At 32.0% G+C, this 13364-nt stretch carries 11 protein-coding genes; all 11 read left to right on the forward strand.

Features of this window, described 5'->3' with window-relative positions:
* Positions 1 to 21 precede the first annotated feature (21 nt).
* The 11 genes from RDK80_RS19065 (at position 22) to arcC (ending at position 13277) form a co-directional block, all read left to right on the forward strand.
* Positions 22 to 582, forward strand: a complete 561-nt coding sequence (locus RDK80_RS19065; protein ID WP_308525201.1) for a sigma-70 family RNA polymerase sigma factor — start codon at positions 22 to 24, stop codon at positions 580 to 582.
* Between the two features lie 2 nt (positions 583 to 584).
* Positions 585 to 1565, forward strand: coding sequence for a DUF4367 domain-containing protein (locus tag RDK80_RS19070; RefSeq protein ID WP_308525202.1), 981 nt, complete (start codon positions 585 to 587; stop codon positions 1563 to 1565).
* Between the two features lie 112 nt (positions 1566 to 1677).
* A complete protein-coding gene (locus RDK80_RS19075) occupies positions 1678 to 2244 on the forward strand; it encodes a helix-turn-helix domain-containing protein (protein WP_308525203.1) in 567 nt (188 codons plus the stop codon).
* Positions 2214 to 3086 (forward strand): IS3 family transposase, encoded by an 873-nt coding sequence (locus RDK80_RS19080; RefSeq protein ID WP_308525210.1) that lies wholly within the window; start codon positions 2214 to 2216, stop codon positions 3084 to 3086. The genes RDK80_RS19075 and RDK80_RS19080 overlap by 31 nt, the downstream gene beginning before the upstream one ends.
* A gap of 153 nt (positions 3087 to 3239) precedes the next feature.
* On the forward strand, positions 3240 to 5441 hold the full coding sequence (pcrA, locus tag RDK80_RS19085; protein ID WP_308525204.1) for a DNA helicase PcrA: 2202 nt from the start codon (positions 3240 to 3242) through the stop codon (positions 5439 to 5441).
* Between the two features lie 4 nt (positions 5442 to 5445).
* Positions 5446 to 7428 (forward strand): NAD-dependent DNA ligase LigA, encoded by a 1983-nt coding sequence (ligA, locus tag RDK80_RS19090; protein WP_308525205.1) that lies wholly within the window; start codon positions 5446 to 5448, stop codon positions 7426 to 7428.
* Positions 7429 to 7533: 105 nt separating this feature from the next.
* Positions 7534 to 7821, forward strand: coding sequence for an Asp-tRNA(Asn)/Glu-tRNA(Gln) amidotransferase subunit GatC (gene gatC, locus RDK80_RS19095; protein ID WP_308525206.1), 288 nt, complete (start codon positions 7534 to 7536; stop codon positions 7819 to 7821).
* 14 nt (positions 7822 to 7835) lie between these two features.
* Positions 7836 to 9299, forward strand: a complete 1464-nt coding sequence (gene gatA / locus RDK80_RS19100) for an Asp-tRNA(Asn)/Glu-tRNA(Gln) amidotransferase subunit GatA (RefSeq protein WP_308525207.1) — start codon at positions 7836 to 7838, stop codon at positions 9297 to 9299.
* Positions 9289 to 10719 carry an Asp-tRNA(Asn)/Glu-tRNA(Gln) amidotransferase subunit GatB gene (gene gatB / locus RDK80_RS19105; protein WP_308525208.1) on the forward strand — a complete coding sequence of 477 codons (1431 nt, stop codon included), beginning with the start codon at positions 9289 to 9291 and terminating at the stop codon, positions 10717 to 10719. Before gatA ends, gatB begins: the two co-directional genes overlap by 11 nt.
* A 131-nt stretch (positions 10720 to 10850) precedes the next feature.
* Positions 10851 to 12104 (forward strand): dicarboxylate/amino acid:cation symporter, encoded by a 1254-nt coding sequence (locus RDK80_RS19110; protein ID WP_216554256.1) that lies wholly within the window; start codon positions 10851 to 10853, stop codon positions 12102 to 12104.
* Positions 12105 to 12338: 234 nt separating this feature from the next.
* Positions 12339 to 13277: a carbamate kinase gene (arcC, locus tag RDK80_RS19115; protein ID WP_308525209.1), complete on the forward strand. Its 939-nt coding sequence runs from the start codon at positions 12339 to 12341 to the stop codon at positions 13275 to 13277.
* Positions 13278 to 13364 lie beyond the last annotated feature (87 nt).

The raw sequence follows: 13364 nt of genomic DNA on the forward strand, positions 1-13364 counted from the left end.
AATTTAAGGAGGAGGTTTGATATGTATCGACTGACTTTAGTGGATACCCTCAATGCAGAAAAGACTAAAGAAAATATATATAATCAACAAGACTTTTCTTATATTTTTGAAGCTTATTATAAAAGGGTGTATAACTTCATATATTATCAGGTTAGTTGCCATTATGCAGCAGAAGATTTGACTAGTCAGGTATTCTTAAAAGCAATGGTCAATATAGAGAAATATTCTAAGGACAAATCACCCTTTGAAGTTTGGATTTTTGCTATAGCTAAGAACATAGTAAATGATTATTTTAGAAGTATAAAAAAATATAATATTTTTTCTATTGATGGAGTTAAGGAATTAATATCAAAGATGAAAACACCAGAAGAAATAGTAGAGGTTTCAGAAACAAATGATGAGTTGTTAAAGGCATTGAGGAGATTGAATACAAGGGAAAAAAGTATTGTATCACTTAAATTTGGAGCAGAGCTGAAGAACAGAGAGATTGCAGAAATATTGGGTCTTACAGAAAACAATGTAGGTATAATACTTTATAGAACAATGAAAAAACTAAAAAAGGAATTGGAGAAGGAGGAATAAATGTGAATGATAGAAATATTCAAGATGGATGTTCTAAAGAGATAGATGATTATTTTAAGGGGATAAATGGTTTAAGTAGTGTAGACTCAGAAGAATATAAAGAAGTTTTGGAAATAACTAAGGCTTTGGCTAGTAAAGATTTTAGTAAGAATAGTAATAAAAAAGAAGTGTTTGATAGAGCTTTAAAAAATATCAATGAGTATAGAGGAGAGAATGAAATGAAGAGATTAAAGAAAATTAAATATCCTATTACTAAAGTTGCATCTTTTTTATTAATAGGAATACTGAGTATTTCAATGATAAAAACATCATTTGCACAAGAAGTTATAGATAAGATAGTAAAGATTATATCTCTTAAGAATATAGAAGCTGTACAATATGAACCACAAAAAAGGACCTATCCTATTCCAGAAAACTTAAAAGGGAAAATATTTGATAAAGATGGAAATATGTTAGAAGTATTTTCAGAAGAATTTATAGGATCTGGAAAAATATATATGGGTGATGGCGGGGAAATTGCCCGCATAGATATAGATAGTGGAGAGATAATATCTGTTAAGGAAGAAGAAGTATTGAATAAAGAGAAGTATTTTGTAGTTAAGGATGTTAATAAATTAAGTGATTATACTTGTTTTAATGTAATTCTTCCAAGTTATTTACCAGAGGGATATGAATTTGATAGAGCAGAATTTTATAAAGGTAAGGAAGGTATTGTAAAAAATAGTAAGTATATTGAAGTATATTTTATTAATCAAAATACAGGAAAATATATTAATATGCATCAGAGGATATCAGATGAAGAAACAGCATATGGTATGGCAACAGATGGAAAATTAGAGGAAGTAAAAGTTAATAATGAAAATGCCATTATGATAGATGAAAAAAGTATTGATTGGGAATATAATGGAATACTTTACAGCTTATCAGAAAGAGAAGAAATTGGTAAAAGCGAATTAATAAAAATCGCAGAGTCTATTAAATAATTTTTATTAATATAGTTTCACATATTTTGAGTTTACTGAAAAAGTAGCAATCTTTGAACCGACCCCCAAAAATTAGACCTAAGAATCTAACTGATGGGAGGTCGGTTTTTAAATGTCAAAATATAGTTATGAATTTAAGATGAAAGTTGTGCAAGAATATTTAGCTGGAAAGGGCGGATTCGCTTTTCTATCTGAAAAATATAATATCTCTTCTACGAGGGACTTACAAAAATGGGTTTCTGCATACAATGAATTTGGCTCTGATAACTTAATGAGAAAACGAAAAAATCAAACTTACTCTTTCGAATTTAAGCTTCATGTGGTAGAGTTGTATCTAACTACAGAGGTTTCTTATCAGGATTTAGCGCTTTCGGTTGGAATTAATAATCCACCATTAATAAGCAAATGGGTTAATGATTATCGTATTGCTGGACCTGATGCCTTGAAACCTAAACAGAAGGGGCGGCGACCAAAAGTGGATAAACCAAAAGATACTAATCTTGATAAGAGTAAAAAAATAAATGTAGAAACGGAGTATCTTAAACAACTTGAAGATGAAAATCTTAAACTACGAATTGAGAATGCATATTTAAAAGAATTGAGGAGGCTGCGTTTAGAGGGAACACCTCAGAACAAAAAGCGAGAATCATCCACAGCCTCCGAGGATCCTTCAAATTAAAAGATGTTCTCGCAGTTACAGGTTTCCCAAAATCAACATATATGTATTGGCAAAAGCGTTTTGAAAGGGAGAATCCAGATCAGGAGATAGAACAGAAAATTTTAGATATCCGTAAGGAACATAAGGATTTTGGCTATCGCCGGATTCATGGCGATTTAAGAAAGCAAGGACTGCTCATCAACAAGAAGAAGGTTCAGCGTATTGTGCAAAAGCTTAATCTTCAGGTGACTGCTTTCACTCGCAAAAGTCGTAAGTACAGCTCATACAAAGGGAATGTTGGTAAGATTTCACCTAACAGAATTAATAGACGTTTTGATACAAATATTCCTCACCAGAAGATTACAACTGATACGTCGGAATTCAAATATTATGAGGTGGATCAAAAAGGGAGAATGCTTATCAAAAAACTCTACCTGGATCCATTTATGGATTTATGCAATAGAGAAATCCTAAGTCATAGCATTTCTCCAAGACCATCAGGCCAAAATGTAATGCAAGCCTTAAATGAGGCAATAGAGATTACCTCAGATTGTAAATACAGGAGAACATTCCATTCTGATAGAGGTTGGGCATATCAGATGAAAGCATATAGTAGTGTACTTGAATCAAACAAAATATTTCAGAGTATGTCGCGTAAAGGAAACTGCATTGATAATTCTCCTATGGAAAACTTCTTTGGAATTATGAAACAGGAAATGTATTATGGTATGGTTTACTACAGTTATGAAGAACTTAAAAATTCGATAGAAAAATATATTAAGTATTACAACGAGAAAAGGATTAAAGAGAAGCTTGGATGGATGAGTCCTGTAGAGTACAGACTTAGCCTTTCGGCTGCATAAAAAAATAGCGTAGCAGTTCACAAAACTACTACGCTACAAAGTCTAACTTATTGGGGTCACATCACTTTGATTGCTGCTTTTTTAATGGAAATTTCATGGTCAATACTATATAATAGAAAAGAAGGAAACAAATGTTTAGAAAGGTGTGAGAGAGTGGATTACCTAAATGGATTGAATGATAGACAGAGGGAAGCTGTATTACATACAGATGGTCCCCTGCTTATTTTAGCAGGGGCAGGATCAGGTAAAACTAAAGTAGTTACTCATAAAATAGCATATTTAATAGAAGAAAAGGGGATTTTCCCGGGAAATATTTTGGCAATAACCTTCACTAATAAAGCTGCAAATGAGTTGAAGGAGAGAGTGGGGAGGCTTCTATCTGCCAGTGTAGATACTATGTGGATGGGGACATTCCACTCAATATGTGTTAGGATACTTCGACGGGATATTGATAAAATCGGCTATAACAGATCCTTTACAATATATGACAGAGATGATCAGATAACATTAATAAAAGAATGTATAAAGGAAAAAAATCTTGATAAGGACACATATAAAGAGTCTTCGGTTTTAGCCCAAATTAGTAAACTAAAAGATGCCATGACAGATCCAGATAAATTCATAAATCAAAATTATAAGGACTTTTATCTAAGAAATATCGGGGAATTATATTCTTTATATCAGGAAAAGCTTAAGCAATATAATGCATTAGACTTTGATGATTTGATAATAAAAACAGTACAACTTTTAAAGTCAAATTCTGATGTCTTAGATTATTATCAAAGAAAATTCAAATATGTATTTGTAGATGAATATCAGGATACAAATAAGGTTCAATACGAGCTTACCATATTATTATCAGGAAAACATAATAATATATGTGTTGTAGGGGATAGCGATCAATCTATCTATGGATGGAGGGGAGCTGACATCACTAATATCTTAAACTTTGAGAAGGATTTTCAAAATTCTACAACCATAATGTTAGAGCAGAACTATAGGTCCACACAAAATATACTTAATTTAGCAAATAAAGTAATAAAAAATAACTCTGAGAGAAAAGATAAGAATCTATGGACTGAAAATCATGGAGGAGAACCTATATATTATGAAGAATTGCCAGATTCAGAGGATGAAGCGTTATTTGTGGCTAGTAAAATTGAAGAATTAATCTTTCAAGGATATAGTCTATCTGATTTTGCTATCCTTTATAGAACAAATGCTCAATCACGTTCATTTGAGGACTCCTTCATTAGAAAAAATATTCCTTATAAAATAGTAGGAGGACTTAAATTCTATGATAGAAAAGAAATAAAGGATATAGTGGCTTATTTGAAGGTATTACAAAATCCTGTAGATAATATTTCACTTAAAAGAATAATTAATGTTCCTAAAAGGGGAATTGGTAATGCAACTATAGATAAGGTAGAAGAATTTGCATCAGAGACAAATGATTCTATATATGGGGCCTTATTATCTTTGGACAGTATAAGTGACCTAAATGGAAGAGCGAAGAATAGCTTGAAGCCATTTGTAGATATGATGAATAAACTTATGGCTATGAAGGAAGTAATGGGAGTAAAGGATTTTATAGAAGAAGTTATTAATACAACAGGATATATAAGGGAATTGGAAAGAGAGAATACAATAGAGGCTCAAACAAGAATAGAAAATATTAAAGAGTTTATATCTGTTGCAATAGATTTTGAAATGAGAACGGGAGAAAGTAATTTAGAAGAATTTCTAGCCAATGTAGCTTTACTATCAGATGTAGATAAGACCTCTGACACTACAAATGTAGTTACAATGATGACAGTACATAGTGCTAAGGGATTAGAGTTTCCAGCTGTGTTTCTAGTAGGCATGGAGGATGGATTATTTCCTATAACTAGAGCAGTAGATAATGAATCAGAATTAGAAGAAGAGAGAAGACTTTGTTATGTTGCTGTAACTAGAGCAGAAAAGCTATTATTTATAACTAATGCAAGAGTAAGGACAATTTATGGTAACGTAAATTATACTTTACCTTCTAGATTTATTGAGGAAATGGGAGATGCTATAGAGAAAAAAGAAAAGAAAAATATCAAAGAACAACTAGTATCTGTGAAGGATTTTACAACAAATAGAGAAAAAGCTGCTCCTAGACCATTTATAATACAAGCACAACCTAAGCCTCAAGGGGATAAAAATCTAGATGTAAGTGTAGGAGATAAAGTAAAACATAAGAAGTTTGGCATAGGAACCATAGTTCAAATAAAGGATAGAGATAATGATAAGGAATTAGTTATATCTTTTGATGGAGAAGGGCTAAAACGATTATTACTTTCTATTGCTCCTATAGAAATATTGAGGTGATATTATGGATAATGAGAAAAGAATAAATGAACTTATAGAGATAATTAGTGACTTAAATTATCATTACTATACCTTAGACGACCCTAAAGTATCTGATAAGGAATATGATTTGTTATACGATGAGTTAGTGAAATTAGAGGGAGAAACAGGAATTATACATCCTTACTCTCCCACCCAAAGAGTAGGTGGAGAATTAGTAGATAAATTTGAAAAACATATTCATTTAGGTAAGCTATGGAGTTTGGATAAGAGTCAAAATGAAGGAGAGTTAATTAGCTGGGATAATAGAGTTAGAAAAGGTATAAAAGAATATAATTTATCTAATGAAGACAAATTACCTAATCCTAAATATATAGTGGAATATAAATTTGATGGACTTACTATAAATCTTACCTATAAAGACGGTCTTTTAGTGCAAGGTGCCACAAGGGGAAATGGAATTATCGGAGAGGCAATTCTACCACAGCTTAAGACCATAAAATCAATTCCTTTAAAGATAGACTTTAAAGGAACCATGGAGATACAGGGGGAAGGCTTAATGCCACTATCTGTATTGGAAAAATATAATAAGGTAGCCTCTGAACCCTTAAAAAATGCCAGGAATGCAGCAGCAGGAGCTTTAAGAAATTTAGATTCTAAAATAACTGCTGAGAGAAATCTTACAGCTTACTTTTATAATGTAGGATACATAGAGGGGAAAACATTCCAAAAGCATACTGAAGTATTGGAATTTTTAAAAGAAAATAGATTACCCGTTTTTCCGTATGCAAAAGAATTTGAATCAATAGAAGATGTAATTAAAGAAATTGAAGTAATAAAAGAAGTGAGACATAAATTAGATCTTTTAACGGATGGATTAGTTATAAAAATAGATGATATGAGAACTAGAACGGTTCTTGGATATACCAATAAATTTCCTAGATGGGCAATAGCCTATAAGTTTGAGGCAGAAGAAACTACAACAAAACTATTAGAGGTAATATGGAATGTAGGAAGAACATCTAAGGTGACTCCCACTGCAATACTTGAACCGGTAGAAATAGGAGGAGTTACAGTTAGGAGAGCTACTTTAAATAACTATGATGATATTGAAAGAAAAGGAGTAAGAATAAATTCTAGAGTTCTTATTAGACGATCTAATGATGTTATCCCAGAGATATTGGGAACATTGAAAACGGATGATGAAACCTTGGAAATAGAAAAACCAACTCATTGTCCAGCCTGTGATTCTGAATTGATTCAGAATGGAGTTCATATATTTTGTCCCAATTCATTATCATGTAAGCCCCAATTAGTATCGAGATTAGTTCATTTTGCTAGTCGTGATGCTATGAATATAGAGGGATTTAGCGAAAAGACAGCGGAGAAGTTTTTGGAAGAGTTGAATATAATGGATTTACCTCAGATATATGAAGTGAAATATGAGGATTTAATCAAATTAGAAGGTTTTAAGGATAAAAAGACGAAGAATTTACTTGAAGCTATTGAGAAATCCAAACATATATCATTAGCATCATTTATATATGCTCTAGGAATAAATAATGTAGGTATAAAAACCGCTAATGATTTAGCAAATCATTTTAAATCTTTAGATAATCTAAAAAATGCAACCTTTGAAGAATTGTTGACAGTAGGAGAAGTTGGAGAGATTATAGCTGGTAGCATTTTAGAATTTTTCCATGATGAAAGAATATTAGAAAGTTTAGATAAATTATTATCTGAAGGAGTAAGGCCATACTTTGAAGAAATAGAAATACAGCGATCCATATTCACAGAGAAAACTGTAGTTATCACTGGTACAATAGAAGGAATCAGCAGAAATGAAATCAAGGATATGGTAGAGAAAATGGGTGGAAAGGTGACAGGCTCTGTTAGCAAGAAAACAGACTACGTTATAGTGGGAGAAGATCCGGGATCTAAATATACTAAGGCTTTGGAATTAGGTATTGAAATTATAGATCAGGAGAAGTTGAAGGAGTTATTATAATAGGTATGAGTCAGGGAACGTTTTCCCTGGCTCATTATAGTATTGTTTGATTTTTTATCATAAAAAGTGGTAAAATAAAAAGTAAAGTTTAATTAGGAGGGTAAGATGATGATTTCTAAGGAAGATGTAAAACATGTAGCTAGTTTAGCTAAATTAAAGTTTTCAGAAGAAGAAATAGATGAATTTACAGATAAGTTTTCTGAGGTATTGGCTTATGTAGAAAAGTTAAGTCAGATAGATACAGAAAATATAGAGCCCACATATCAAGTATATGATTATAATCAAAAGCTAAGAGAAGATTCAGTAAAAGAAGGATTGCAGAGAGAAGAAGTATTACAAAATGCTATAGAAGAACAATATGGATATTTTAAAATATTAAAAATAGTGGAATAAGAAGGGGTGAGATAATGGATATTACAAAATTGTCCGCATTTGAAATGAAGCAAATGATACATGAAAAGGAAGTATCAAGTAGGCAATTAATTGAATCACATTTTAATAAGATAGATGAGTTAGAAAAAAGCATTAATGCTTTTATAACTTTAAATAAAGAAGAAGCTTTAAAGGCTGCGGATAGGATAGATGAAAAAATAAAAAATGGAGAAAAGATAGGTCTATTAGCAGGAATCCCCATAGGTGTTAAGGATAATATTATGACTAAAAATCTTAGAACTACCTGTGGTTCTAGAATGCTAGAAAATTTTATTCCTCCATATGATGCAACAGTTGTAGAAAGAATTAAATCAGCAGATGGAATAATTATAGGGAAAACTAATATGGATGAGTTTGCCATGGGTTCATCTACGGAAACTTCTTATTTTGGAGTAACTAAAAATCCTATTGATTTAGAAAGAGTGCCGGGAGGATCTTCAGGTGGATCAGCAGCTGCTGTAAAGGCTGGAGAAGTAGCTTTGGCTTTAGGTACAGATACAGGTGGTTCAATTAGACAACCTGCATCCTATTGTGATGTTGTAGGTATCAAACCTACATACGGTATAGTTTCTAGATATGGAACTGTTTCTATGGCAAATACTTTAGATCAAGTAGGAGTATTTGGAAGAGATGTAAAAGATGCAGTACTTATGCTATCCTCTATAACAGGATATGACGAAAAAGATTCTACATCTTTTAAAAATCCAGAAGGAACTATAATATTTGGTAGTTTCCCAAAAGAAATAGATTATACTAATTACTTAAAGGGAATGAAGATAGCAATACCGAAGGAAATCTTTAAGGACGATATAGATAGCCGTATTAAGGAAGAAATTAATAAATCAATAAAAATATTTGAATCTTTAGGTGCTGAAATAGATGAAATATCCTTACCTCATTTAGACTATGCCCTTGCAGCTTATTATATTATATCAACATCTGAGCTTAGTTCAAATTTAGCAAGATTTGATGGTGTTAGATATGGATATAGGGCTAAGGAATATGAAACATTAGATGAACTATATATCAATTCAAGAACAGAGGCATTCGGTGAAGAAGTTAAGAGAAGAATAATGTTAGGAACTTATTCATTAACGAAAGGATATGCAGAGGATCATTATAAAAAAGCACTAAAGGTAAGAACTTTGATAAAAGAGGATTTTAGTAATGCCTTTAGCAAATATGATGTAATATTATCTCCAACATCCCCAGTGCTTCCATTCAAATTTGGAGAAAAGATAAAAGACCCACTATCTATGTATAAAGCAGATTTATTTACTGTTCCTGTTAATCTTGCAGGACTCTGCGCAATGAGTATACCATGTGGATATATAGATGGACTTCCTCTTGGTTTACAAATTATTGGAGATAAATATAAGGAAGCGAATATCATAAAGACGGGTCTAGGATTTGAAGGAGGACTAAAAAATGAGCTATAAAACTATAATTGGGCTAGAAATTCATGTTGAGTTAGATACTAAAACAAAGATGTTCTGTAGCTGTGTAAATGCTTTTGGTGGTGAAGCAAATACTCATTGCTGTCCTGTTTGTATCGGTTTACCAGGAGCACTACCTGTGATAAACAAAACGGCTGTAGAATATGCTATAAAAGCAGGAATTGCATTTAATTCAAAAATAACCACTAAAACAAGAATGGATAGAAAAAATTATTTTTATTCAGATTTAGTTAAGGGATATCAAATTTCCCAAGATGATTTGCCTTTATGCGATGGTGGTTATATAGAGATAGAATTAGAGAATGAAACTAAAAAAATTGGCTTACAAAGGATTCATATAGAAGAGGATACAGGAAAACAAATCCATACAGTAGAGGGAGATACTCTAATTGATTATAATAGATCAGGAGTACCACTAATAGAAATAGTGACAAAGCCTCATATGAATACTCCAGAGGAAGCCAGACTATTCCTTGAAAAACTTAGAGCAACATTAAAATATATTGAAGTATCTGATTGTAAGATGGAAGAAGGCTCCTTAAGATGTGATGTAAATATAAATGTGGTAGACAATGAAACAGGAGCTAAAACCAATATTACAGAAGTTAAGAATTTAAACTCCTTTAGAGGAGCAGTAAAGGCCATGGAATATGAAGAACAAAGACATATAGCTCTTTTAAAGGAAGGAAAGAATACAATAAGAGAAACAAGAAGATGGGATGATGCAAAAAATGAGACAATAACCATGAGGGGAAAAGGTGGAGTAGAAGATTATAGATTTGCACCTGACGGAGATATAGCTCCAATAGAAATTAGTCATGAATGGATAGAAGAAATAAAAAATAATCTTCCAGAATTACCTCATGATAAAAAGGAAAGATTTATAAAGGATTACGATCTTTCTGAATATGATGCAGGAGTCTTAACAGCATCTAAAGAATTAGCTTTCTTCTTTGAAGAAACTATTAAATATATTAATGATTCAAAATTGGTTAGCAATTGGATTATGGGAGATGTATTAAGAAGATTGAAAGATGAAGAAGTTGAAATTCAAGACACTACACTTACACCTAAATCATTTGCCCAATTAATAACCATTGTTAAAGATGGAAAAATCAATAATAATACTGGTAAAAAAGTATTAAAGGAAATCTTCGATACAGGTAAAGATCCTGAGATAATAGTAAAAGAACAGGGACTAATTCAAATTAGTGATGAAGGAGCACTAAAGGAAATAGTAGCAAAAGTGCTGGATGAAAATGAACAATCCATCATTGATTATAAAAATGGTAAGGATAGAGCTATTGGATTTTTAGTTGGTCAAATAATGAAGGCATCAAAAGGTAAGGCTAATCCTCAAATTGTAAACAAAATGGTTATAGATATGATAAATGAAAGATAGATGGGTTTTCCCATCTATTTTTATGCAATGAAGTACATTCTGATAATTTAAACTTGAAAAAATATTCAGAATAGAATACAATGATAATAATCACAATTTATGGCACATAAAATATTTTAAGGAGGGATATTATGGCTAAGAAAAAAATGAATCTTACATCACGGGTGCTCATCGGACTTTTACTTGGATTAATTACCGGAATTATAGTTTTCAAATTACCTAGCGGAGTGATTAAAGATACAATTTTAATCAATGGAATCTTTCAATTAATTGGCCAGGTATTTTTAAGAGGAATAATGATGCTTGTAGTTCCTTTAGTATTCGTGTCATTAGTAAATGGTGCTGCTAGCATGGGGGATGTAAAGAAACTGGGTAGAGTAGGGGTGAAAACTGTAGGTTTCTATTTAACTACTACCGCTATGGCTATTGTTATTGCATTAGTATTAGGATTTTTCCTAAAACCTGGAATAGGATTAGATATGTCTGCTATAGAAAGAGTAGAGCTTACAATAAACCCAAGAGTACCACTTATTCAGCTTCTATATGAAATGGTACCAAGAAATCCAGTTGCTGCCATGGCTGAGGGGAATATGCTTCAAATAATTGTGTTTGCCATATTAACAGGAGTAGGTTTATCATTGTTAGGTAAAAAAGTTGAGTTTCTGATAAAACTATTTACTAATTTAAATGACCTCATAATGAAGCTAGTAGAAATAGTAATGCTATTTGCGCCAATAGGTGTATTTGGACTTATAGCAAGAACCTTTGCTACAGTAGGATATTCTGGCCTATTACCTTTGATTAAATATATACTTACAGTATATGTTGGATTGCTGATTCATATGTTCTTTGTATATGGAGGTCTTTTAAAAGGATTTACAGATTTATCACCAAAGACATTTTATAAAAAATTTTTGCCAGCTATGTCAGTAGCCTTTTCAACAGCCAGTAGTAATGCTACAGTGCCAGTATCTTTAGAAATAGCAGAGAAGGAATTGGGTATTTCAAAGAATATTGCATCTTTTACTATCCCATTAGGGGCAACAATTAATATGGATGGTACAGCTATAATGCAGGGTATAGCAGTATTCTTTATAGCTCAAGTATATGGATATGAATTAACTATGGGGATGATATTGACAGTAATACTTACTGCTACATTAGCCTCTATAGGTACGGCTGGAGTGCCGGGGGCTGGGACCATAATGCTTTCTATGGTACTACAGTCCATAGGTTTGCCTATAGAAGGAATAGGGTTAATCATAGGTATAGATAGACTTGTAGATATGGGTAGAACAGTTACCAATATTACTGGTGATGCAGTTTGTACAGCAGTAATAGCAAAACAGGAAGGTGAACTTAATATGGAGGTTGCAAACTCATAATATAATTAAACAAGACCTTGAAAGAGGTCTTGTTTTTATAATGAATAGGAAATGTCTGCTTCAATATTTTATATCGAGAACTTGACCTCAATGAATCTGAAAAAAGTCACCTATTAGCACGTTAATAGAAGATTTTTTATAAAAAATAAAATTTCAAAGAAAAAAATATTTATTATTAATAACTTGAAGTGATATAATATTATAAAATATTATGTCAAAATCAGGAGGTGCACCTTGAAGGAAAAGATAGTAATTGCAATTGGTGGAAATGCAATAATATCCGAGGGACAAAAAGGAACGGTAGAAGAGCAATATGCCAATATAAGCAAAATGTGCCCATATATTGCAGATTTAATTGAAGATGGATATAGGATTATTCTAACTCATGGAAATGGACCACAAGTAGGAAATATACTCTTACAAAGTGAAGCGGCTAAAGATAGAATCCCAGTATTACCTATTGATGTATGCGTAGCTGAAACCCAAGGACAGCTAGGTTATATGATAAAACAATCTTTAGATAATTTATTAAGAGAAAGAGGCATCAAAAAAGATGTTGTTTCTGTATTATCACGGGTATTAGTTGATGAAAATGATCCAGCATTTAAGGAACCAACTAAGCCAATAGGGCCATTTTACAGTAAGGAAGAAGCAGATAAAATCGCTAAGACTAAAAATCATGCAATGGTAGAAGACAGTGGTAGGGGATATAGAAGAGTAGTACCATCTCCAAGACCTTTAGATATTATTGAGCAATCGGCAGTAAAGATATTAGCTGATAGTGGAACTATAGTAATTACTGTAGGTGGCGGTGGAATCCCAGTTGCTGAGAATAATGGAATGTTAAAGGGAATAGAGGCCGTTATAGATAAAGACTATGCATCATCCTTATTAGGAAATCAAATAGATGCAGATTTTCTTGTTATTCTAACGGGAGTTCCTCAGGTAGCAATAAATTTTGGGAAGCCAAATCAGAAATTTTTATCAAAGATGTCTTTAGAAGAAGCTAAAAAATACTATGAGGAGGGACAATTTCCAAAGGGAAGTATGGGACCAAAGATAGAAGCTGGAATAGAGTACTTAGATAGAGGTGGAAAAAAGGTAATAATCACTTCTTTAGATTATTTAAAAGATGCTATAGAAGGAAAGGCAGGAACTGTAATTATGAAATAAATAATTGAAATTTTAAAAGCACTATAAGTTATTGATGTGACCCCAATAAGTTAGACTTTGTAGCGTAGTAGTTTTGTGAACTGCTAC

Source organism: uncultured Tissierella sp., from assembly GCF_902479755.1.
Lineage (GTDB): Bacteria > Bacillota > Clostridia > Tissierellales > Tissierellaceae > Tissierella > Tissierella carlieri.